The 24,661-nt window shown below is 52.0% G+C and carries 20 protein-coding genes; all 20 read left to right on the forward strand.

The features are described 5' to 3' along the window. Positions 1-14: 14 nt before the first annotated feature. The 20 genes from NYE24_RS03715 (at position 15) to NYE24_RS03810 (ending at position 24,628) form a co-directional block, all read left to right on the forward strand. A complete protein-coding gene (locus NYE24_RS03715) occupies positions 15-572 on the forward strand; it encodes a DJ-1 family glyoxalase III (RefSeq protein ID WP_342478073.1) in 558 nt (185 codons plus the stop codon). A 14-nt stretch (positions 573-586) separates the two neighbouring features. Continuing rightward, on the forward strand, positions 587-1,138 hold the full coding sequence (locus tag NYE24_RS03720) for a DJ-1 family glyoxalase III (protein WP_342478074.1): 552 nt from the start codon (positions 587-589) through the stop codon (positions 1,136-1,138). Positions 1,139-1,164: 26 nt separating this feature from the next. Beyond that, on the forward strand, positions 1,165-3,042 hold the full coding sequence (locus NYE24_RS03725; RefSeq protein WP_342478075.1) for a glucose PTS transporter subunit IIA: 1,878 nt from the start codon (positions 1,165-1,167) through the stop codon (positions 3,040-3,042). A 13-nt stretch (positions 3,043-3,055) separates the two neighbouring features. Next, entirely contained in the window at positions 3,056-4,471 is a 1,416-nt protein-coding gene (locus NYE24_RS03730) for a 6-phospho-beta-glucosidase (protein WP_036690779.1), read from the forward strand. A 198-nt stretch (positions 4,472-4,669) separates the two neighbouring features. Then, on the forward strand, positions 4,670-5,347 hold the full coding sequence (locus NYE24_RS03735) for an MBL fold metallo-hydrolase (protein WP_036690782.1): 678 nt from the start codon (positions 4,670-4,672) through the stop codon (positions 5,345-5,347). Positions 5,348-5,374: 27 nt separating this feature from the next. Next, positions 5,375-6,358 (forward strand): acyltransferase domain-containing protein, encoded by a 984-nt coding sequence (locus NYE24_RS03740; RefSeq protein WP_342478076.1) that lies wholly within the window; start codon positions 5,375-5,377, stop codon positions 6,356-6,358. Next, a complete protein-coding gene (locus NYE24_RS03745; protein ID WP_342478077.1) occupies positions 6,345-7,151 on the forward strand; it encodes a 4'-phosphopantetheinyl transferase superfamily protein in 807 nt (268 codons plus the stop codon). Before NYE24_RS03740 ends, NYE24_RS03745 begins: the two co-directional genes overlap by 14 nt. A gap of 192 nt (positions 7,152-7,343) precedes the next feature. After that, entirely contained in the window at positions 7,344-9,164 is a 1,821-nt protein-coding gene (locus NYE24_RS03750) for a sensor histidine kinase (RefSeq protein ID WP_342478078.1), read from the forward strand. After that, the gene (locus tag NYE24_RS03755; protein WP_342478079.1) at positions 9,161-10,006 is read left to right on the forward strand and encodes a response regulator; all 846 of its coding nucleotides are present in this window, start codon (positions 9,161-9,163) and stop codon (positions 10,004-10,006) included. The genes NYE24_RS03750 and NYE24_RS03755 overlap by 4 nt, the downstream gene beginning before the upstream one ends. A 630-nt stretch (positions 10,007-10,636) precedes the next feature. After that, complete coding sequence (locus tag NYE24_RS03760) at positions 10,637-11,932, forward strand: extracellular solute-binding protein (RefSeq protein ID WP_036690797.1); 1,296 nt, start codon at positions 10,637-10,639, stop codon at positions 11,930-11,932. 85 nt (positions 11,933-12,017) lie between these two features. Continuing rightward, entirely contained in the window at positions 12,018-12,902 is an 885-nt protein-coding gene (locus NYE24_RS03765) for a sugar ABC transporter permease (protein ID WP_036690801.1), read from the forward strand. Positions 12,903-12,914: 12 nt separating this feature from the next. Further along, positions 12,915-13,742: a carbohydrate ABC transporter permease gene (locus tag NYE24_RS03770; RefSeq protein ID WP_036690803.1), complete on the forward strand. Its 828-nt coding sequence runs from the start codon at positions 12,915-12,917 to the stop codon at positions 13,740-13,742. 22 nt (positions 13,743-13,764) lie between these two features. Continuing rightward, positions 13,765-15,372 carry a 5'-nucleotidase C-terminal domain-containing protein gene (locus NYE24_RS03775; RefSeq protein ID WP_342479196.1) on the forward strand — a complete coding sequence of 536 codons (1,608 nt, stop codon included), beginning with the start codon at positions 13,765-13,767 and terminating at the stop codon, positions 15,370-15,372. Between the two features lie 122 nt (positions 15,373-15,494). Then, positions 15,495-16,487 carry an alpha/beta hydrolase gene (locus tag NYE24_RS03780; RefSeq protein WP_051493153.1) on the forward strand — a complete coding sequence of 331 codons (993 nt, stop codon included), beginning with the start codon at positions 15,495-15,497 and terminating at the stop codon, positions 16,485-16,487. 155 nt (positions 16,488-16,642) lie between these two features. Beyond that, on the forward strand, positions 16,643-18,136 hold the full coding sequence (locus NYE24_RS03785; RefSeq protein ID WP_342478080.1) for an N-acetylmuramoyl-L-alanine amidase: 1,494 nt from the start codon (positions 16,643-16,645) through the stop codon (positions 18,134-18,136). 125 nt (positions 18,137-18,261) lie between these two features. Continuing rightward, positions 18,262-19,506 (forward strand): MFS transporter, encoded by a 1,245-nt coding sequence (locus NYE24_RS03790; RefSeq protein WP_341025331.1) that lies wholly within the window; start codon positions 18,262-18,264, stop codon positions 19,504-19,506. Positions 19,507-19,527: 21 nt separating this feature from the next. After that, positions 19,528-20,214, forward strand: a complete 687-nt coding sequence (locus NYE24_RS03795; RefSeq protein WP_341025332.1) for a response regulator transcription factor — start codon at positions 19,528-19,530, stop codon at positions 20,212-20,214. Continuing rightward, positions 20,201-21,190: a HAMP domain-containing sensor histidine kinase gene (locus tag NYE24_RS03800; RefSeq protein WP_342478081.1), complete on the forward strand. Its 990-nt coding sequence runs from the start codon at positions 20,201-20,203 to the stop codon at positions 21,188-21,190. The genes NYE24_RS03795 and NYE24_RS03800 overlap by 14 nt, the downstream gene beginning before the upstream one ends. A gap of 82 nt (positions 21,191-21,272) precedes the next feature. Next, positions 21,273-21,956: an ABC transporter ATP-binding protein gene (locus NYE24_RS03805; RefSeq protein WP_036690812.1), complete on the forward strand. Its 684-nt coding sequence runs from the start codon at positions 21,273-21,275 to the stop codon at positions 21,954-21,956. Then, positions 21,953-24,628, forward strand: coding sequence for an FtsX-like permease family protein (locus NYE24_RS03810; protein ID WP_342478082.1), 2,676 nt, complete (start codon positions 21,953-21,955; stop codon positions 24,626-24,628). Before NYE24_RS03805 ends, NYE24_RS03810 begins: the two co-directional genes overlap by 4 nt. The last annotated feature ends 33 nt before the right edge of the window (positions 24,629-24,661 follow it).

Consider the following 24,661-nt stretch of genomic DNA (forward strand, 5'->3'; position numbering starts at 1 on the left):
AGGAGGGTATGAACGTGAGCAAAGTTGCAGTTATACTGGCAGAAGGATTTGAAGAGAGTGAAACACTGACCATTGTGGATATTTTGAGACGGGCGCAGATCGAGTGCCATATGTTCAGTACAGCAGGTGAACTCATTCGCGGCAGTCACGACATTGTAGTCAAAGCAGATGCAATTATTAGTGACGATGTTAAAAGCTATGACATGATCGTACTGCCCGGAGGCATGCCGGGAGCGGCTAATCTTCGTGATGACGACCGGGTCATCAGACTGCTTCAAGAGATGAATGAAGCGGGGAAATTTGTAGGAGCCATATGTGCAGCTCCTCTTGCACTAGGCAAAGCAGGGGTGCTTGAGAATAGGAATTTCACCGCTTATGCCGGTTATGAGGACAAGATTGAAACGAGCGGCACCTTTAAGGAAGAAGTTGTTGTCATTGACGGGAACCTGATCACAAGCCGGGGACCGGCAACCTCGTATGCATTCGCTTATGCACTGGTAGATGCACTAGGTGGAGATAGTATGGCTGTCAAAAACCGCATGGTATATTTCAATGCATTTGATGCTGAATAGGAGGAATACACATCATGAGTAAAATAGCAGTACTGATGGCAGAGGGTTATGAAGAAGGCGAAACATTAACCATTGTAGATATCTTGAGAAGAGCCGGACTGACCTGTGATACATTCTATTTCGGAGACAAGCTGGTCAAGGGCATGCACGGCATTTATGTGGAGGGTGACAAGCCTTTTGGCGAAGAAGTTAAAGCGTACGACATGGTTGTTCTGCCGGGCGGCCGGCCAGGCGGACAGAATCTGAAAGAGAATCCGGAAGTTATTGCAATGGTGCAAGACTTCAACCGGAACAACAAATACATTGCTGCAATGTGCTCGGGAACCGTTGTCTTATCCGACGCTAAAGTCATTGAAGGCAAAGAGGTAACTGGATATGTAGGCTATGCGGAAAAGCTGATTGGCGGTATTTTCAAAGACCAGGTTGTTGTAGCAGATCAGAATCTTGTTACGAGCCAGGGGCCGGCAACGCCTTATCCGTTCGCTTATAAGATTGCAGAAATCTTCGGTAAGGATACTTCAACTCTACGTGAGAAGATGTTATACCATCTGGCCGGGGGCAAGTAAAGACAGCTAAGAAGGCGGGGGAATTTATGACAACAGAAGATTTGGCAAAAGAGATTATTGCCAACATAGGTCAGGATAATATTACGTATGCCACCCATTGTGCGACAAGATTGAGATTCAATGTGAAAGATGAATCTCAGGTCAATTTGAAAGCGCTTGATCGATTGGAAGGTGTGCTCAGAGCCCAGTTCAACAGCGGACAGCTGCAAATCATAATTGGTGCCAAAGTCAAAATCGTATTCGATGCAGTTAGTGAACGACTCAATCTGGAGAATTTAGATATTGAAGTCAAGAGTGTGAAGCAGAAAAAGAATGTGATATCACGGGTTGTAGAGACGATTGCAGGTATATTCGGGCCTGTAATTCCAGTATTGATCGGATGCGGGATGGTTAAGTCTGTACTGGCCATTCTGACTACCATGAAGCTCTTGGAGACAACAAGCGGCGCGTATGTAACATTTAACCTGATTAGTGATCTGATCTTCTACTTCTTCCCCTTCTTCCTTGCGGTTAGTGCAGCCAAGAAATTCAGAACAAACGAATATTTGGCGGTTGCTCTCGCAGGAGCGTATATGTACCCTACTATTATGGAGGGTGCGGCCAAAGCAGCGGAGACAGGAATTACCAGCTTGAGCTTTTTCGGGCTTCCATTGCTGCTGGTGAATTATAAATCTACCATTATTCCGGTCATCCTCTCAGTATGGGTAATGAGTTATGTATACCGATTCGTAGATAAACGTATCCCGGATATGTTCAAAATTCTATTCGTACCCATGCTTGTGCTATTCATTATGGTTCCCCTGGGACTGATTGCCATCGGGCCGCTTGGAACCTACATCGGCAAGGGTGTAGCCGAAGTTGTTACCTATTTGTATACCGTGAATGGTGTCATAGGCTCCTTCTTGTTCGGAACCTTCAGACCGATTCTGATTATCTTCGGCATGCACTATGCGATTACACCTATCAACAGCCAGCTAATTGCGGAGTACGGCTATTCCGTAATTTCTCCGGCGAATCTGACAGGGAATCTGGCTCAAGCCGGGGCTTGTCTTGGGGTATTCCTTTTATTGAAACATAAAGCCAGCAAGTCAAGTGCATTATCCAGCGGTGTAACCGCATTGTTTGGAATCACGGAGCCGGCGATCTTCGGATTTAATCTAAAGTACAAAAGACCCTTTATCTGTGCGATGTTAGCCGGTGGTATTGGAGCCGCTTATATCAACTTCTGGGGCGGCGGTGCTACCGCCTTAATCTTGCCGGGCATCCTGGCATTGCCAACGTATATTGCGGACAGCTACATTCACATCATAATTGGTATTTCAATCAGTATTACTCTTGCTATGGGTGCTGTGCTGATCTGGGGCATAGAAGAGGATATACCGGCAACCGCTAATGCAGCTTCCGGGACTCCTGCCACACCGGTTAGTCCTGTGACCAGCGGAACTGCCCGTCCGGCAGGCCCCCTTATGATCTGCTCCCCTATTAATGGAACAATCAAAGATATCTCAGCAATTGACGATCCGATCTTTGCTCTGGGCAGCGGAGCGGCCGTTGAATCCGTGGATGGAAAGGTATATGCCCCGTTTAACGGAAAGGTTGTATCCTTATTTCCAACCCGTCATGCGATCGGTCTAATGTCCGATGCAGGTGTTGAGATGCTGGTACATGTCGGAATCAATACGGTCAAACTGAAAGGCAAGCACTTTACTGCACATGTGCAGCAGGATCAGATTATCCGGCAAGGTGATGTGCTGCTGGAATATGATGTGGAAGCGATCCGGGCAGCCGGATATGATACCGTCGTTCCCATTATTATCTCTAATACATTTGATTATCAAGGTGTAGAACAGGTTACTGCCGGTCATGTTGCCCCGACTCAGCACCTGCTGCGCATTCAAGTCTGAAGGAGGGGACGTCATGAGCAAGTTAGCAGAAGACTTCCTGTGGGGAGGCGCTGTAGCAGCCAATCAGGTTGAAGGGGGCTGGAACCGGCGCGGCAAGGGTGTCAGTGTTGCAGATGTAATGACAGCAGCTGCCCATGGTGTGGAGCGGAGAATTACCGATGGAATTGAAGAGAATGTGTACTACCCCAGCCATGAGGCAAGTGATTTATATTCCCGCTATAAGGAAGATATCAAGCTGTTCCATGAGATGGGGTTCAAATGCTTCAGAACCAGTATCGCCTGGACCCGGATCTTCCCGAACGGGGATGAAGCAGAGCCGAATGAGGAAGGGCTGCAGTTCTATGATGACCTGTTCGATACTTGCCTAGCCTACGGAATTCAGCCGGTAGTCACTATCTCGCACTTCGAGATGCCATATCATCTGGTGACGGAATACGGAGGATGGCGCAATCGCAAATTGATTGATTTCTACTTGAGTTACTGCCAAGCCATCTATACCAGATACTGCACCAAGGTCAAGTATTGGATGACTTTCAATGAAATCAACATGATTGTGCGGAAGCCCTGGAAGCCAGGTGGTATCAAATGGGCTGAAGGGGAGAATAAGCTGCAGACAATGTACCAGGCAGCATATTATATGCTGGTAGCCAGTGCAAGGGCTGTCAAGCTGGGAAAAGAAATCAATCCCGGGTTCGTAATAGGCGGTATGTTCCTTCATCCAACGTCTTACGCTGCGACCTGTGATCCTGATGATGTGTTGGCTCATGTCAAAAAGCTTCAACAAGCCTACTTTCTGCTTGATGTTCATGTCAGAGGGAAGTACCCGCCGGCGTACTATGCCTTCCTGAAGCAGCATCATCTGGAAATCCAGACAGAGCCGGAGGATGCAAGGATTCTAACTGAAGGAACTGTAGACTATATCGGCTTCAGCTATTATTCCAGCTCCGTTGTGATGGCTAATCCCACATACCAGGACAAGAGCGAGGGAAATGAGATCAGCGGGTACAAGAATCCGCTGCTGCCGGCCAGTGATTGGGGTTGGCAGATTGATCCGGTCGGCCTAAGAATTACGCTGAACTTGCTGTATGACAAGTACCAAATACCACTTTTTATAGTAGAGAATGGGCTCGGGGCCGTTGACACACTTGATCAGGATGGCTCAGTGCATGATCCATACCGAATTGACTATCTCAGGCGTCATGTGGATGAGATGAAAAAAGCCATTCTGGAAGATGGGGTAGAAGTGATTGGCTACACTCCATGGGGATGCATTGATTTGGTCAGTGCCGGAACAGGTGAAATGAAGAAGAGATACGGCTTGATCTACGTTGATAAAGACAATGATGGCAAAGGCACCTTAAGAAGGGTCAGAAAAGATTCGTTCTACTGGTATAAGGACTGTATCGCCAGTCATGGTGAGAATCTGTAGATAACAATAAAAAACATGAATTGCTATAAAATAAATTATATGCTTCCATAGCAAAAAGTCTGCAATGTTAGATTGCAGGCTTTTTGTTATGGAAGCAATAACATTCATTGACAGTTCGTGAAAAAGTAGATGATAATTTAATAGATCCATCCTGTAAATTATGGAAATTAGATCTATCAAATCTTCAAGGAGGCAGGCATGGAAGCAACCTATGATCTGTTTACGATCAAAACACAATGTATGAATTTCCTGAACTACGCTTATCTCGGTATTGACAAGACCTCCCGCAAAGCTTTTGTGGTTGATCCGTCTTGGGATGTATCACAGATGATCCGTATTCTGGATTCGCATGAGGCCACAGTCACGGCTGTTCTGCTGACCCACTCTCATTTTGATCATACCAATATGGTGAAGAAGCTTGAACTGCTCTATCGTCCTACTGTCTACATCTCCAAAACCGAGGCCGATTACTATAAATACCGCTGCAACAGGCTCCGCACCGTCGAGGATATGGACCTCATTCGTATCGGTGATTCACGAATCACCTGTCTTGTGACGCCCGGACATACGCAGGGAAGTGTCTGTTACTGGGGGCAGGACCATCTGTTCTCCGGGGATACGGTATTTATTGAAGGCTGCGGCTTATGTGACAGTAGCGGAGGCTCGGCAGAGGATATGTTCAACAGCATCCACCGGCTCATCCGGCTGATTCCTCCCAGCACCCGGGTATACCCGGGACATTCCTTCGGCGATCCGCCAGGCAAAGAGATGAGCTATCTCTACAAAAATAATCTGTATTTCCAGATTGATGATATCAATCATTTTGTGAAATTCAGGAACCGTAAGAATAATGCCAGACTGCTTGATTTCAAATAAGCCGCTCTACAATCAGGGGGTACGGAAATGCACAGCGAAATCGTGTTTATGTTCTCGGGGCAAGGCTCGCAATATAATAAGATGGGGCTTGAATTGTTCGGGAAGCAGCCGGTATTCCGGCAATCGATGGAACGCCTGGACCGGATTGTTCATCAGCTGACCGGCAAGAGCGTGATCGAAGAACTGTATCAGAACTCACGAGGTAAGGGCGCCAGCTTCGAAAATATTGTCTATTCCCACCCTGCAATCTTCATGGTGCAATACGCATTGGCGGAGACTCTGGAAGCTGAGGGAATAACCCCGCGCTACACGCTGGGAGTCAGTCTCGGGGAGTATGTGGCATTGGCGGTGGCCAAGGTACTGACGCCTGAACAGGTGCTGGAGCTGATTGTTACGCAAGTACGGCTACTCGAGGATACCTGCGACAACGGCGCGATGATTGCTGTTCTAGATCATGTGCAGCTCTATCACTGGAACGCGAAGCTTCACACCCGCTCCGAGCTGATCGCAGTTAACTTCGACAGTCACTTCACCATCGCTTGCAGAAGCGGGCATACCGCCGAAATCCAGCAGTTCCTCAGAGAACAGGGCGTAGCCAGCCTGAAGCTGCCTGTGAACTACGCCTTTCATTCCGCATTCATCGATGAACTGGAAAAGCCTTACCGTACATATATGCAAAAGTTCGATTACAAGAAGCCTGCTCGGGGAGTGACACTGGTATCGGCCATGACCGGGGGGAAGGTGCATACGGTGGATGAATCCTTCCTGTGGGATGTGGTGAGGAAGCCAATGAATTTCCGCACGGCACTGGAAGGTCTGACTGCCGGCGGGCCGCGGCTGCTGCTCGATCTGAGCCCGTCGGGTACACTGGAGAACTTCAGCAAGTATATTCTCGGCAAGCCGCTGGCCCATAAGGTCCGCTCAATGATTACGCCGATGGCCAGCGAGCTGAAGAAGCTGAATGAGATTGTGAATGATACCTTAGGGGGGACTAAAGATGCAATTTACTAGCTTGCCAAAGTCATACCATGTGTTTCTCTCCGAGACCGTGAGACGAATTCAACTGGAGCTGGAAGGAGAGGAGGGATGTTACCCGCTGAAGCTGAGTCTGGTTTCGTTGCCGCCGGAGGGGGGGCCACTCGATTATCTCAGCGCGGAGGAGAAGAAGAAGTATTACGGCTTCCATTATCCCAGAAGACGCAATAGCTATTTGCTGGGTAAGCTGGCAGCCAAAATGGCTGTGGCTGGTGAGCAGGAGGATCTGGCCGGGATTCAGATCGAACACGGCATTCTGTGCCAGCCGCTTGTAGCGGGAAGCACCCGCCGGGTGAGCATTACCCATTGCGATACGCTGGGAGCAGCGGTGGATTATGATCCGCGTCTACTGGCAGGCGTTGATATGGAGCTTGTGGACGAGAAGGCCGTGGAGGCCATCAGAAGAATCACCAGCAGTCAGGAGGAAGAACTGAACAACGAGCCGGGTACCCTGCTTGCAACGCCGCTCTTTCTGACCTTACTCTGGACAGCTAAGGAAGCGATGTCCAAGGTGATTCAGACCGGGTTCACCGTTCCTACCGAGCTGTTCGAAATCAAACAGTGCAGCCGGAGCGGGCAGGGGGTCATTAGCCAGTTCAAGAATTTCCCGCAATTCAAGGCGGTATCTGTCCTCCGCAATGAATATGTATATACCCTTGTGCTTCCGGCCAAAGCCATGACCGATGCTACGGAATCCCGGCTGCTGCAAGCTTTGCAGGGGCTGTTGCCTGAAAGCCTTGCTAACACTGCAAAGGCCGCGGAGAGGTGAGCATTATGCTGCCCGGAAGCAACTGGGCTATTCGGTCCTCTATCTGATTACCCGCAACTCCCCGCAAGCAGCGGTTTCTCTAAGTTATGGAGAGCTGCTGCTTTTCTGTTGTTGTAATTTGTGTATAATACATGTACAACCATACATGTAACGGAGGGAACGATGAAGCGGTTCATGCCATATCCATCCCTCTTGAAGAGGCTAAAGTCGCAGCTGCCCTTTCTGTTCAGCGGTAGTATGCCGCTGCGGCGGAAGATTCTGCTAAGCAACCTCCTGATTGTCCTGCTGGCACTGGTGATCTTCATGGTCAGCATTCAGCGGATTGTCTTCAATCAGACCCTGGAGAGAACCACGGCAAGTTCACAGCAGGAAGTGAGGCTGGTCAAACAGTCGATGGAGACGGTGTTCCAGTCGGTCCAGAATTTCACGAAGTTCGTGCTGATCAATCAGGACACCCAGAAGCTGCTCAGCAGAGATACCGGTGATGGCAATGATGTGGCTGCACTGAAGTCGATCTACAATACACTGGCTGCGATGCTGGTGACCGAACCGAATATTGATTCTGTTATTATTGAATCCTTGAACGGCAACCTTTATTACACCTCCAATCTGACCGGAGTGACCCGGGAGAGTCTTGGAATCTATCCCCGGGCGGAGATTGATGCAGCCAGAGGCGGTGCGGTGTGGGCGGATTCGCTTACGCCTGCCTTTCTGTCCGGGATGAAGCATAAGAACATGATCAGTGTGGGCAGGGTCATTAAGAGCATGGAGAAGGGGACCCCGCTGGGCTATATCTATGTCAACATTGACGAGCGGACACTTGCCCGCCTCTATCATAATGAACAGAACCCGGAGAGCGCTACGCTGGTCATTAATCGAAACGGAAGAATCATCTCTGCGAATGAAGCCTCAAGGGTGAACCAGCCGGTTCCCGAGGAATCCCTCACGGATTGGATCAAGTCAGTCTCACAAGGGACCCGGACCCAGGCAGTCGCCAGTGACCGTTATTTAGTATCCATGCAGAGTCTCGCTCCCTATGACTGGAAGGTAGTCCAGCTGGTGACGATATCAGAGCTAACCTACGGGTACTGGAAAATCGCCCTGTTGCTGGCCGGGTTCGGCCTGATCAGCATCCTGTCGGCCGTCCTCCTGTCTATTCTGTTCGCCCGCCGGCTGACCCGGCCGCTCAGCCAGCTTAGCGAGGTGATAGTCGAGGTGGGCAGCGGGAATCTGGAGCGGCGCGCGGCCGCCGATTCCGAGGACGAGGTCGGCCGGCTGGGAGCTACCTTCAATGAAATGGTGGAGCGCATCCAGCGCCTGATGGTCCAGGTGGAGACGGAAGAGCAGACCAAAAGGATGCTGGAGCTGCGGCTGCTCTATTCGCAGATCAAGCCTCATTTCCTGTACAATACACTGGACACGATCCGTGCGATGGCTGTGATGTCGGGGGCGAAGGACATCAGCAAGATGCTGAAGGCGCTGGGTGAGTTCTACCGGATATCGCTTAGCAACGGACAGGAGCTGATAACGGTGGCCCAGGAGCAGAAGCATCTGGAGAGCTACCTCTATATTCAGCAGATCCGATTCCCTAAGCTGAACTACCGGATATCGTTCGGGCCGGGACTGGAAGCCTGCCTGGTGCCGACCATGCTGCTTCAGCCGCTGGTTGAGAATGCGATACACCATGGCATTAGAGGAATGGCGGACGGCGGCTGGTGTGAAATTACCTGCGCAGCGGAAAGCACGGACGGACAGAATCTGCTGTGCTTCACCGTCCGTGACAACGGCAAAGGCATGAGCGAAGAGCAGCAGCGGCTGATCTGGTCGGAGCATGACAGCGCGGAGAGATACAGCTTCGGACTCCGGAATATTCAGGACCGTATCCGCCTGCGGTTCGGAGCGGCTTATGGAATCCTGCTAACCTCTGAGCCGGGCCGGGGCGTAGAAGTGAAGCTGCGCTTGCCGCTGCTTAAGCAGACGAACGAACAGGAAGAGGGGACGCTCAGACTATGAACACAGCACCGGTAGCCCGCGTCCTGATTGTGGATGACGAGTATTATTTCAGGCAGCTGCTGATCCGTCTGGTGGATTGGGAAGCCGCCGGGTTCGAGGTGGCCGCAGAAGCCGATGACGGCTCGGCCGCCTTGCAGATCATCGGGGAGCAGCATATCGATCTCATCATTACGGATATTGAGATGCCAAATATGAACGGGCTTGAATTCATCGGGGAAGTCCGTAAGCTGAATTCGGCGGCTAAGCTGATTTTCATCACCAGCTACGATAATTTCTCTTATGCACAGCAGGCCATCTCGCTTGGAGCGGACCATTATCTGCTGAAGCCCGTCGATGAGGATGCTGTCGAACAAGCTCTCCGCACGATCCGGACGCAGCTGACAGAGAAGTGGGGGGCAGAGCGCTATATCAACCGGCTCAGAATCAAAGCCGGGGATGTGCAGGCGCCGCAGGCAGGCGATACCCGTGCGCAGAAGCGGCAGAGCAGCAGCACCGCCTTAATCGGCAAGACCATCGCCTATGTGACGGCACATTATGCCGAGGATACGTTGTCACTCCAGAGTACGGCCAGCGCCCTGTTTGTGAACCCTAGCTATTTAAGCCATGCGTTCAAGAAGGAGACCGGCGAGTCGTTTGTGGAATATGTGACGAACGTCCGTCTTGGCGAAGCCATGAAGCTGCTTAGCCAGGGGACCTCCGAGGAGGAAGCCCCGGCACCCAAGATTGCGACGATAGCCCGGCAGGTGGGCTATAAGGACCCGTTCTATTTCAGCAAATGCTTCAAAAAACGTTACGGAATGACCCCTAATACCGTATACAACGGCTCCTATTTAGATACATAAAGAGCAACTGTAGGCAGGGCCCGGTGTTTTGCAGCCGGGCTTTTCTATGTTAAGAAATTATGATTTACCCGTCTGCGAATAGGTTTGTACGCGAATGTAATCAAAAAACCGAACACAAGGGGTGCTGCTACGCCGGGAGGTGGTCCTCATTCTTCACAGCCAGTAACATTTATAGAGGAATGCTGCAAGAAGTGCAACAATACTGCTCAATAGAAGCGACGTATACCGAAATCCTGCATGAAATGCAACAAATCCAACGTTAAGTCGCTCTAACCACCGAAATTTGTGCAAAAAATGCAACATTGTACTTCAACCCCGTAACATTTATAGAGAAATCCTGCAAGAAGTGCAACAATACTGCTCCTTACAAGCGGCTGGTCAGAGAAGGCACCCGCATCCTTCACCCGCTGGGTAATTTTGTTCCTGATTGCTTTTCTGTCGGTTAAAGTTAACCCTGTGTAAAGCTGCCGTAAACATGGGAACGCCCCGTAAATTGAGTGTAAAGTAATCTGACATACCTAAAAATTTTACTGTTAGAACCAATATATCTCCATTCGTACACGGCGGTTCACTTGTTAAGATGATACCTGTAAGTCAAATCCCGAAATATTGAAAGGTGGTCCAACACAAATGTTCGGAAAAAAGCTTGGGGTAGTTGCAGCATCCATCGCACTTAGCAGTATAGTGCTTAGTGCTTGCGGAGGAGCCAATGGTAACGAAGGGGCAACTCAGAAACAGGATGCAAAAGCGGCGGAAGGCAAGGAATCTGTCTCCTTATGGATGTTCGATGCAGATCCGATGTATCAGGCTGCTGCCGAGGCTACCGCAGCGGAAGTCGGCGTGGATTTGAATTATGAGTACATACAGGATGAGACCTACAAGACCAAAATCAGTGTTGCGCTGGCTGCCAATGAGCTTCCGGATGTCTTCCAGCAGCATGCCGGGAAGTCCTACCGGACACCAGTGCTGCAATCGAAAACGGTAGCCCCACTGAACGACACCCTGGATTCCACGGGACTTGGCGCGAAATTTCTGGACAACCAGCTGGTGAAGGAGGAAGACGGCAATATCTATTCCGTTCCTTCCAACATCAGTACAACCTTGGTCTTCTACTATAACAAAAAGCTGATGAGCGATCTGGGCGCTACGCCTCCGGCAACCTGGGACGATCTTCAGGCGCTTGTAACCAAGGCCGATGATAAAGGGATCATCCCTATCGCCCTCGGCGGCAAAGAAAGATGGCAGGGCGATCTGCTGTACAATCTGCTCGTAGCGCGTCAGGACGTTAACGCCTTCGATAATGCGATTAAAGGCGAAGCGAAGTTTACGGATGCTCCATTTGTAGATGCAGCGAAGCAGATAGCCACTCTGGTTAGCAGTAATGCCTTCCAGAAGGGCTTCCTCGGCTCGGCTTACCTGGATGCCCAGGAGCTGTTCAAGAACGATAAGGCTCTGATCTGGATTGATGGCAGCTTCAACTTCGGCGCGCTGTCGAAGGCCATGGGCGATAATCTCGGATATATCGCATTCCCGAAGACTGGTGCAGAAGATGTCTACAGTGCGACGATCGGCTTCCAGAACTCGGCGGCGCCTTACTCCTTGTTCGTGAACAACAGTTCCAAGCACCTTGACAAAGCCAAGGAATTCGCCATCAAGCTGTCCCTTAAGCTCAATGATGAGTTCGTACGCAAAGGCCTGCCGGGCTATGCATCAAGCGAAGTGAAGTCGGAGTCGCAGAATGAGCAGCTCTCCGCTTATGCTTCTGATATCAGCAAAACAGCTAAAACCCAGGCGATGTGGTTCGGCCTGCTGTCGGCAGATACAGGTCAGGAATACCGTGATATGACGCAGCAGCTCTATGGCGGCAATCTGACGCCTGAGGAATACACGGCCCAGCTGGAAACATTGCTTCGTTCGGCAGAGTAAGACACGCTTTACAAATATAATAGGGGAAAGGCGATGCAGTCTCTTGGACCGCATCGCTTTTCTGCACTCTGATAGGTGGATAGTGATGGAAAGAGCGCTCTCGGATAAGAAATTAATCGCTTTGTTTCTAGTGCCCGGCTTAACCGTATTTCTGGTCTTCTATTTCGTGCCGATCCTCATGACGGCGTATTACAGCTTCCAGGAGTGGGACGGGATTAACCCTATGGCCTTCGTGGGCCTGGACAATTACACCAAGATGTTCACCGCGGATAAAAGCTTCTGGAAGGCGGTATGGAACAGTGTGGCCTTCCTGCTGACAGGCGTGTTCGTCCAGCTTCCGCTCTCGTTCGGCCTGGCCCTGCTGGTCTCCCGCAAAATGAAGGGACGCAAATGGTTCCGCAATATTTACTTTTTCCCGGTGGTCATGTCAACGACGATGGTCAGTCTGCTGTGGGTCAAAATCTACGATCCGAACATCGGGATGCTGAACACACTGCTGGAAGCTGCTCACCTCGGCAGCTGGGCGCAGGCCTGGCTTGGAGATACCAAGACAGCTCTCTTATCAGTCCTGATCGTAACAACCTGGCATTATGTAGGCTATAATATGCTGATCCTGTTCGCCGGTATTCAAGGCATCTCGGAGCAGTACTATGAGGCCGCGAAGCTGGACGGCGCTGTCGGCTGGAAGGCAGTCCGTTATATCACGCTTCCGTTATTGTCTGATGTGCTGCGGATCTGCGTCGTGCTGAACGTGATTTACGCGCTCAAGACCTTTGAGAGTGTGTATGTGATGACTAACGGCGGACCGCTGCATTCTACAACAATGATTGCGCTGAAAATGTTCCAGGAAGCGTTCCTGAAGCAGAACTTCGGTTACGGCAGTGCGCTTGCCGTGTTCATGGTGCTGGAGTGTCTGATCATCGCCTGGGTGCTCAATAAAGTGCTGACCCGTGAAAAAATTGAATATTAAGGAGGACCGGACATGCTGAAGACTACGAAAAATACAGGCATCTATCTGTTGATGATCCTCATTGCCGTCCTCCAGTTGTTCCCGCTATACTGGCTTGTGGTAAGTGCGTTTAAGGATAATTCGGAGATTATCGGCGGAGTGGTCTGGGCGCTCCCCACAGAATGGCGGTTTAGCAATTTCTCAGAGGCCTGGGTAAGCGCCAAGGTGAATCAATACTTCTTCAACAGTGTGTCAGTTACGCTGATTACCCTCTTGTGCGTGCTGCTGTTCGCTTCGATGATGGCTTACGCGCTGACACGGATGAGATTCAAATATAACGGACTCATTCTGTTCATTCTGCTCATGGGGGTCATGGTGCCGATTCATGCTACGCTGATTCCGCTGTTCATGATCCTAAAGAATCTCGGCCTTCTCAGCTCCCGGCTGTCGATTATCCTGCCGTACATTGCTGTGAATCTGCCAATTGGCGTGTATATGCTGTCGGCCTTCCTGCGGAGCATGCCGAAGGAGCTGGAGGAGGCAGCGTTCATTGACGGCTGCGGGGTAGTGAAGTCCTTCTTCAAGGTCGTGCTGCCGCTGCTGAAGCCGCCGCTGGCCTCGGTTGCCATCTTCGTGTTCCTCGCCGTGTGGAATGAGCTGCTGATGGCGGCAACCTTCATCCAGAAGGAATCGCTGCGGACGCTGCCGCTCGGGCTGATGAACTTCAGCGGCCAGTACAGCATTAGCTGGGGACCGCTGGCCGCAGCAATGGTAATCTCTACGCTGCCGATTCTGCTTGCTTATGTGCTGTTCAGCGACCAGATGGAGAAGAGCTTCACCGCAGGCGCAATTCTGAAATAAGAGACGAAGAAGGGTGAATGAGATGATGGAACCGGCAGCAAGCCATAACCTGCGCAAGATTGTGATTATCGCTACCTCGGATGTTCACGGCAATCTGTGGGGCTACCGTTATGAAGACGGACTCGATACCGTAAATGACGGACTCGCCAGAGTAGCCGCTTATGTCCGCGAACTTAGAGAGAGCGGAACGGAGATTCTGCTGATCGATAACGGTGACGTCTTCCAGGGAAATATGCTGACTGACGATGTCTACAATAAGCGGCCGGAGGACAGGCATCCGGTTGCGTCAGCACTTAATGCCATGGGCTATGCTGCGCTGACCCTGGGCAACCATGAATTTAACTTCGGCCTTGGCCTGATAGAGCGAATCCGGCAGGAGCTGAGCTTCCCGGTGCTTGCTGCCAATGTCTGGGACACGGAAGGCAGACCCTTTGCAGACCCATATGTGATCTTAGAACAGCACGGCATCAGGATTGCGGTTATCGGTCTGACGAACCCCAACGTTCCGCGCTGGGACGGAGGCAAGGTTGAGGGCCTAAGATTCGGTCATATGGCCGAGACCGCGCAGGCGATAGCGGCTTCTCTCCGTGCGGAAGGAAAGGCGGACCTCATTGTGATCAGCGCCCACGCGGGCATGGTCGCAGAGTTCGATGAAGAGGGCGGCTCGGATGCCGCCGGACGGATTGCGGAGCTTGTTCCTGAAGCAAATGTGCTGCTGGTCGGCCATATGCATATTACCGTGAACCAGCGTATAGGAAATACCGTCATTGGAGGGCCCCGAGACCGGGGGCGGGAAGTGGTACGCTTCGACCTGACGGTTGAGGTTGATGGCGGACAGCCCAAGGTCGTTAGCCGGGAGGTCACGGTGGTAGATATGAGCGGCTGGGAGCCGGACCCGGAACTGCGCAGTATGGTTGCCGGGGCGCATGAAGAGACCCTCCGGTTCATCGCCGATGGCGGTGGTGGCTCTTCCATAGAAGGGGAGGGCGGCATTTTGGGCTATGCAGCCGCCGATTTCCAGCCTGAAGAGACTGCAGGGCTGCCCGCCGGACGGGTGCAGGATACGGCGGTCATTACCCTGATCCAGCGCGCCATGCTGGAGGCCAGCGGAGCGGATGTTGCCGCTACAAGCCTGTTCAACGACAACGCAGACCTGAAGCAGGGACCGCTGACGTATGCAGACGTCTACCGCATTTATCCTTTTGACAATGTGCTGTATGTCGTTACCGTCACCGGCAAGGAGCTGAAGGCTTATATGGAAGCTTCCGCTTCACATTTCCGGCAGTGGCAACACGGGGACACGAATATTACTGCCGATCCTGAGGTGCCGAGCTACCTCTATGATATGTTTGCCGGGGTTAATTATCAGATCGACATCTCGCAGCCGGTAGGCCAGCGGATCATCCATCTGGCCTACCGGGGCAGACCGCTTGCCGATACGGACGAGCTACAGCTTGCCGTCAACAATTACCGCTATAGCAGCCTGTTGAAGGCTTCGGGACTAGTCAGCGCTGTCAAGCACTGGGAGTCGGACTGCAGCGTCCGCGAGTTGCTGGTTCATTACATCCGGGAGCGCCAGACGATCGTACCGGAGGTCGATCATAACTGGTCAATTACCGGGATGGATTGAATCAACGAAGCCGTGTTCATACTCCGTTCATAATGCCGTCATGTTGAGGACATCTTGCTCAAGTAGACTCTACATATACCGCTAAGGTGGATCAACAGAGACATAGACAGGAGAAGATGGACATGGCAGAGATGGCCGGAAAGAATAACACTGAGACTAAGGGCCGCAAGAAGCGGTACTTATGGTTGAAAATACTCGGGGGCATTGTCGCAGCACTGGTATTGCTCATAGGCATCACGTATGTTGTCAATGTAATCAGTAACGGAAGCGATAAGAAGAAGATTGAAACGTACGGGCAGTACGTAAATGTAGAGGGCAAAAAGATGAATGTGTCTATTCAAGGCAGCGGGGAGCAAACTATCGTTCTCCTGCCGGGGCAAGGGACCCCGTCGCCTGTACTGGACTTTAAGCCGCTGATTGATGAACTGTCACCTTCCTACAAAGTCGTGGCAATTGAACCTTTCGGTTACGGTCTCAGTGATGAAACGGACAAAGAAAGAACGACAGAGAATATCATCAGCGAAATTCATGAAGCGGTGCAGCAACTCGGTCTGAAGCGTTACATCCTGATGGGCCACTCCATCACGGGACTTTATGCCGTGTCTTATGTGAATGCATACCCGAATGAAGTTGAAGCTTTTGTAGGGATTGACAGTAGTGTTCCCAACCAGCCTGGCATGGATGTCAAATTGCCTCTCGGAGCGATGAAGTTTGCTAAAGATTCAGGTGTGATGCGGCTGCTAACGAAGCTCAGCGGAGATTCGTTTAAATCGCTTGACTATGATGAGCATACCAAAGAACAGATGAAATTCATCTCTGCCGTGCACGGCAGTAATTCAACGCTGATGAATGAGCTTAGCCACCTTGGTTCCAATTTCAAAAACGGCTCAAAGCTGACCTACCCGCAGGATTTGCCGGTGCTGTTGTTCGCGCAATCCAATAACGAACACAACAAGCAGTGGATTCCGTTGCATGAGGAGCAGGCGAAGCAGTCTTCACAGGGTAAATTGATCCCAATGGTAGGCTCCCACTACCTGCACCATACGAAGTACAAAGAAATCGCCGAGGAATTCAAGGAATATATGAAGACCGTTCAATTAAAGCAAGTCCAATAAAGAGTATAGAATATTATTATGCGGTACCCCACGGGGTGCCGCATTTTTGTGTTTACCCAATTGTAAATGTTCAATTCCGCAACCAATTCCAATTATTGGAGTCTAATTTAAGAATCAGCAATTCTACTATCAGATGAAATGGATGAGATGCACGCATGAAAAAATGTAATTGGTTCCTCCTGCTGGCAGCGCTATTCTTGTGCTTCCCGCTCAGCGGTCAGGCCAAAGCCTCCGCGAAGACAAACCCCACGATAGTATTGGACGGTCAGGCAATCCCTATGCAAAAAAAAGACAAGGTTGAAATTATTAACGGCAGTGTAATGGTTCCCCTTCGGATCATTGCAGAGAATATGGGGATGGGGGTCATCTGGAATCAACAGGCTGGAACCGTAACCATTCCGAAGGAATCCGGCAGCGTTGAACTAACCATTGGCCACAAGGAGGCTTTGATCGATGGAACCTCCCATTCGCTGTCCACAGCGCCCCGCAACCATAGCGGAACCACGCTTGTCCCGTTAAGATTCATCAGCGAAGCCATGGGCGTCCAGGTGAGCTGGGACAACAGCCGCAAGGTGGTGGGCTTAACTTCAGCGGGACCTCCAGCAGTGCAGCCGGATTCCGGGCCTGCTACAGATCCGGCAGTGATCGCTGCCCCGGCAAATCCTGAAGGCACAGCTCCTCCGGCGGCCCTGCCCGTCATCGCAACGGGGACTTCAACGCTGAGCGGGCTCAGCTTCAGCGATAACCGCCTGATGCTTGCTTTTACCGGCGATGTCCAGCCATCCGTACATACCGGAAACGAACCACTGCAGATCGTGGTGGAGCTTCCCTTAACGTCATTCTCCGCAGATTTCTTACAAACCGTCTTGTGGGATAGCAGTACTCTATCAGGGGAGCAGGCGATTACTGGAGTCCCGGGTGTCAGCAGGATGGCTTACGAGCTGTCAGGGACAGACGCTTCCACGGTACGGGTCACCCTGTTTTTGACTGCAGTTTCACGTTACACCACTTACATAGAGGAGGACGCAGCCTACAGACTCCTGGTCGTTGACTTGAACACTCTTTCACCGGAGCCTCTTCCTGTACAGCCGGTTCAACCTGGCAATGGCAAGAAGATTATTGTTATTGATGCCGGACATGGTGCTGCGGACCCCGGTACGATCGGAATCACCAAGACGCTGGAGAAGGACTTTAATCTGAGCCTGGCTCTCAAGGTGGAAGCCCTGCTGCTGAAGGATCCGGCCTTCCAGGTGGTAATGACACGCCGCGATGATACCTATCCGGCCAATAAAAGACGGGCAGAGATGGCCAATGAGCTTCAGGCGGATGCCTTTGTATCCATCCATGCCAATTCGGTAGAAGGACGGCCTGAGGTGCGCGGCACCGAATCCTATTATTACAGTCAAGAGAGTAGAGCTTTTGCCGATATCATGCACAAGCACCTGCTGGGGGCAACCGGCTTCACAGACCGCAAGGTTAAATATAACAAATATATCGTACTGAAATATTCCAACATGCCAGCTACGCTGCTTGAGGTAGGCTTCTTGTCCAATGCTGCCGAAGAAGCCGCCCTGTTCTCCGATGATTTCCAGAACCGGGTAGCGGCAGCACTCGTAGCGGGGCTGAAGGAATATTTCGGGGTGAATTGATCCACTCCGTCCCCGCATTTATAGCTTTAAAGATCGCGGTCCGCTCCGTATAATATAGACAGTGAAAGGAGAACCCGGACTTAAGTAGCTGAGCGTATTTTATGAATCAATAGGGGGTTAAACGATTGAATCGGTATGACCAAAGCGCAAATCCACCGAGCCTGTTCCGTAACAAGTTCCTCCAGACGATTCTGTTATCCAGCGTGCTGCTGCAGATCGGGATCTGGGTACGTAATTTTGCTATTCTGCTGTATGTTGCGGAGAGGACCAACAATGATCCCTACGCCATTTCGCTGATCAGCGTTGCTGAATTTGCGCCTATCTTTGTTTTTTCCTTCATTGGAGGGACTTTTGCGGACCGGTGGCGCCCGAAGCGGACGATGATCTGGTGTGATTCCCTGTCTGCGGTATCGGTATTCGCCGTTCTGCTCAGTATTCACTTCGGTTCTTGGGAATCGGTGTATCTGGTCGCGTTCATCTCGGCCATTCTGTCGCAGTTCTCACAGCCTTCAAGCATGCGGTTATTTAAATTCCATGTGGCGGAGGAACAGCTGCAGCAGGGGATGGCGCTCTTCCAATCACTGATGGCTATCTTCATGGTCCTCGGACCAATGTTAGGCACTTTCGTATACAGCACCTTCGGCCTTGAGATCTCCATCGCTGTAATGGGCGTGGCTTTTCTGCTGTCAGCACTTGTGCTTATTCGTCTGCCGGAGGATCATATGGAAGCAGGGACAGTTACCGCGAAGGGGCAATTCCGTAAGGACTTCACCGAGGGCTTCCGGTATGTCTGGCAGAGTCAGGTGCTGCGGATGCTCGGACTTGCGTTTGTGTTGGCGGGACTTGCCGTGGGCGCAGCCCAGGCACTGAATCTGTTCATCGTCACCGAGCGGCTGGGCCGAAGCAAGGAGTTCCTCCAGTACATGCTTATGGTTAACGGTGCAGCCATGCTGATCGGGGGAGGGCTGGTGGCCGCCTTCGCCAAAAAAGTTCCGCCCCAGCTGCTGCTCGCCATGGGGATGCTGGCAGGTGCCGTATGCACCACCATCGTCGGGTTCTCAACAAGCGTTCCGCTTACGCTCACGATCCAGTTCCTGAACGGGCTGATGTTCCCTTGCATTCATATCGGGATCAGCACGATGATTCTGAGATGGTCTAATAGCTCGATTGTCGGCCGGGTCAACGGGGTGCTGAATCCGATGTTCGTCGGGATGATGGTGGTGTCCATGTCGTTCGCCGGTGCGTTGAAGAGTGCCTTGCCGCTCAGTACCATCTACAGCGGAGCCGGAATTCTGTTCCTCCTGGGCGCAATGATGATGTTGCCGATTATGAAGCAAAAGGCGCCGGATCAGGCACAGCCTGCACAATAAATAAAATGGAGGCCCTGAAGAATGCCGCAAATATTACTGGTTGAGGATGATCAGGCCATTGCAAGAAATCTCGTGCTGCTGCTCCGCTCAGAAGGCTTCACAGTTACCCATGCCGCTACGCGGAGTGAGGCTGTGGCCATGCTCGGCGGAAATCCGTTTGACCTGGCACTGATCGATATTGCTTTGCCTGACGGGAACGGCTTTACGGTGTACACGGAGATCAAGGCCACAAGGGAGGTGCCTGTCATCTTCCTGACGGCCTCCGGGGATGAGGCAAGTGTGGTTACCGGGCTGAACATGGGGGCGGATGACTATATTACCAAGCCGTTTCGCCCGCGTGAACTGATTGCGCGGATTGGAACGGCGTTGCGGAAGAGCGGACGGACCAGGTCTGCTTTTGACATCGGCGGGCTTCATGTAGATCCGGCAAGCGGTGTTGTAACCCGGCAGGGCAAGGAGGTCTACCTCTCAGCGCTGGAATACCGCCTGTTGCTGGTGTTTGTGAACAACCCCGGGAATATTATTACGCGAAGCAGGCTGCTCGACGAATTATGGGACGCAGCGGGCGAATTTGTTAATGACAACACGCTAACTGTCTATATCAAGCGCTTGCGGGAGAAGATCGAGAGTGATCCGGCAAGTCCGCAGATCATTCTGACGGTGCGGGGAACAGGATATCGGCTGGGGTGCAGCGATGCTGCGGAATAAAGAGATCCGGCACTTCAGCCTGTTGTATATCATCATGTCTGCTGTTGCGATTACCATCGGGTTCACCTTACATACGGCAGCGGGGTTCCTTGCCACTGGTTGTGCTGTTGCCTTCGGCACAGCATTTTTGCTGTTCACCAGGGCCCGGTACAAGAGCATTGCGCGCATCTCTAATCAGATTGACCGGGTGCTGCATAATGCGGACCATCTGTTCATCGCTGATGCGGAAGAAGGCGAGTTATCCATTTTACATAGCGAGATTACCAAAATGACGCAGCGCATCCGGGATCAGAACCGCGAGCTAATCAAGGAAAAGGGGCATCTTGCTGATTCACTGGCTGACATCGCCCACCAGCTCCGCACCCCGCTTACCTCAGTGAACCTGATTATGACGCTGCTTGCGAATAGTCCTGCGGAAGAGGAGCGGAAAGCTTTTATACGGGAGACCGAGGAGCTGCTGATGCAGATGGATTGGCTGATTACCTCCTTGCTTAAGTTATCCCGTTTGGATGCGGGCATTGTTGTATTTCAAAGCGGGCCTATCGCCATTAACGGCCTGCTCCGCACCGCTGTTCGTCCGTTCCTAATCCAGATGGAGCTGCGCAATGTAGACTTACGGATAGATTGCCCCGCTGGAGCAGTGATCCAAGGCGATTCGGCCTGGCTCCCGGAAGCGATCCAGAATATCCTGAAGAATTGCCTGGAAAGTGCAGGAGAGAACGGGAAGATTGAGCTGATCTGCTCAGACAATCCGCTGTACACCGAGCTTACGGTGCATGACAACGGCCCGGGCTTTAGCAAGGAAGAAATCCCCCGGCTGTTCGACCGGTACTATCGCGGCAGCAGCCCTAACCATACCGGCTACGGAATCGGCCTTGCGCTCTGCAAGCTGATTATCACCCGGCAGGGAGGGAGCGTTACCGCACATAATCACCCGCAGGGCGGTGCGCTCTTCAGGCTTCGTTTCCCTAAGTGACAGATCTCTCACCTGAAAGTCACAGAGATGTAAGCTTGCGGCTCTATGATAGGGATAAATCAGGTGAAGGGAGAATTGCAGTATGGAGTTTTTGAGAATTGAGAAGCTGAGTAAGATCTACGGGAAAGGAGACAATCGGGTTACGGCGCTGGACGAGGTGTCGCTGACGATTGAGAAGGGGGAGTTCACGGCGATCATTGGCTCCTCCGGCTCCGGCAAATCCACTTTGCTTCATATCATCGGCGGTGTCGATGTGCCGACAAGCGGCAACGTCTATTTGGACGGACAGGATGTGTATGCCCAGAGCAATGACAAGCTGGCTATTTTTCGCAGGCGGCAGGTCGGGCTGATCTACCAGTTCCACAACCTGATTCCTACGCTGGATGTGGTGGAGAACATCACCTTGCCGATCCTGATGGACAAACGCAAGGTCAACGAGGAACGGCTGAACGACTTGCTTGAGCTACTGGGGCTGACTGACCGGAGAACGCATCTGCCGAATCAGCTCTCGGGCGGACAGCAGCAACGTGTATCTATAGGACGCGCATTGATGAATGCCCCAGCGGTCATGCTGGCGGATGAACCCACGGGCAGTCTGGACAGCCGGAATGGACATGAGATTATCAATCTGCTGAAATTAAGCAATCAGAAGTACCGGCAGACCCTGCTCATCGTCACGCATGACGAGAATATTGCCCTCCAGGCAGACCGCATTATCGGCATCTCCGACGGCAGGGTTGTGCGGGACGAACGGGTACGGACATGAATATTTTCAACAAGGTTACCCTCCAGAGCCTCAAAAAAAGCCGCACGCGGACCATCGTAACGATTATCGGAGTCATCCTGTCTACCGCTATGATCACTGCCGTCTCCACCTTCGCCGTGTCCTTGCAGAGCTATATGATCCAGGGTTCCATCGCCAAATACGGCGGCTGGCATATCGGGTTCCCGGCTGTAGATTCCTCCTTCGTGCAGGAACGGGCACACGATCAGGCCGTATCCAGTACGGCATCCTTCGAGAATATCGGCTACGCGGCACTTAGTGGCGGGAAGAACCCGGATAAGCCTTATCTGTTTATTGCAGGCTTTAATGAAGATGAAGCTTCCCCGGGTACCTTGCCTGTCACTCTGGTTTCCGGCCGAATGCCAGATAGCAGCAGAGAAATTCTAGTCCCGTCCCATCTGGCGTCGAATGGCGGGATCAAGTTCGCTGAGGGCGATACGCTCACACTGGCTGTCGGAGACCGGATGAACGGCAACCAGCAGTTGAACCAGCATGATGTCTTTTTGGCGGGAGACCAGTCTGGGAAAGGCGCAGAAGCTTTGGTGCCCCGGGCAGAGCAGACCTACAAGGTTGTAGGAATCTACGCCAGACCTGCTTTTGAGGAGTCCGCTGCCCCAGGCTATACCCTGATTACCAGAGCTAATCCGTCAGAACGGGCGGACAGCTTCAGCTTGTATGTTAGCCTGAAGCACCCGCGTGAAGTGAAGGCTTACGCAAACAGCACCGCCGCAGGCCATGCTTACGTCTACAACGATAATGTGCTGCGCTTCATGGGCGTCTCAAGCGATGAATTGCTCACCGCTCTGCTGTACACGGTCGGGGGGATTGTAGCTTTTATCATCGTAACCGGTTCGATCTTCATGATCTACAACGCCTTCACCATCTCCCTCAATGAGCGCACACGACAGTTCGGCATTCTCTCATCGGTGGGAGCCACAGCGAAGCAGCTGCGTAACGCCGTGTTGTTCGAAGGTCTGTGTATTGGTGCTGCCGGAATACCGGTTGGCATTCTCTTGGGAATAGGCAGCATGGGACTTGTACTAACGGTCGTATCCAAGAACTTCGGGAATATCCTCTATTCCCATGTCCCTTTAAACTTGCAGGTGTCCATTCCAGCCATTGCCTGTGCAGCTGCGCTGAGCATGATCACGATTCTGATCTCAGCCTATATTCCGGCCAGGAAGGCGGCAGGCACTCCCGTGATGGAGAGTATCCGCCAGTCGAACGAGGTTAAGGTTGAAGCCAAGGCCGTGAAGACATCCGGGCGGGCGCAGCGTATCTACGGCCTCGAAGGCACCCTTGCGCTTAAGAATTTCAAAAGAAACAAGAAACGCTACCGCAGCATTGTGCTGTCGCTCATGTTAAGCGTCGTGCTGTTTATATCGGCCAGCGCTTTTGTCACATATATGAAGCAAATGTCGGAGCGGGCAGTTGCGTTCACCACCTATGATATCGGCTTCGCCACACAATCTATGAAAGACAGTGAGATGCTGGCGCTCTACGACAAGCTCAGAACCGCAGGCGGGATCTGGGAAAGCTCCTACCAGACGCTCATGAAAGTGACCGGGATAGCTCAGGCAAGCGATCTCTCGGATGCTTATTGGGGCGAAGAGGGGGCTTCGGGAGCCGCGGGGAAAGCGGGAAATGATGGAAAAGCAGGAAATGCAGTTGTTCCTTCGCCGGTCCGCTCGGATGAGCAGGTATCTCTGCCCGTCGATCTGCAGTTTCTGGATGACAGCGCCTATCTGAAGATTCTTGAAGGGCTGGGCTTACCCGCAGCGGAATATACGGGTCCGGACGCCAAGTTCATCGCCGTTGCCAAATTGATGAGTCCTGCCGACGATAAGCGGCTGAAGGAAGCTGACGAGTTCCGTAATTTGTTCAAGCGTTCGTCCTCTACCCTGACCATTGCCCCTGAATCGGAGGGAGGGACGAAGGTTGGGCAGAGGCATGACGTAACGGTTACGTTCGTAAAGACCGTACCGCCGGACACACTCCCGATTACGGGAAGCTCCGGCTCCAGTGAACCGTTCTTCTTTCGGGTGATCGCTCCTTATTCGCTCATCGGCAATTTTGAGCCGGTGGATAGTCCGCCGGCAGTGAAGGGCCTGACCTTTCACTCCAAGCATCCGGCACAGTCGGTAACGGAGATGGAGAAGACGATCCAAGGCGCACAAATTACGGATGAGTATAAGCTGTACAATGTGTATGCGATGATGGATGAGAGCCGCAATATGATTTTTATCATCAACGTGTTCGCCTATACCTTCATTATCATGATCTCGCTGATTGCGATTGCCAATGTGTTCAACACAATCTCGACGAACATCAAGCTGCGCCGCCGGGAGCTGGCGATGCTCCGCTCTATCGGGATGTCTGACCGCAATTTCCAGCGGATGATGAATTTCGAATGTGCCTTTTATGGCATGAGGGCGCTTATATCCGGGCTTCCCATCGGGCTGGTCTTCTCCTGGCTAATCTACCGGGGGATGTTCATTGGCGGCGCGGACCAGATTGACTATATCTTCCCCTGGGCCAGCATCGGCATCAGTGTGTTCAGCGTGCTCCTGATCGTATTCGTGACCATGCTGTATTCGGTTAGCACAATCAAGCGGGAGAATATCATTGATGCGCTGCGGGATGATATGACTTGATAGCAAGTAGAATAGAACTCCATGCATGGGTAG

The organism is Paenibacillus sp. FSL H7-0350, assembly GCF_038593195.1.
Taxonomy (GTDB): domain Bacteria; phylum Bacillota; class Bacilli; order Paenibacillales; family Paenibacillaceae; genus Paenibacillus_AQ.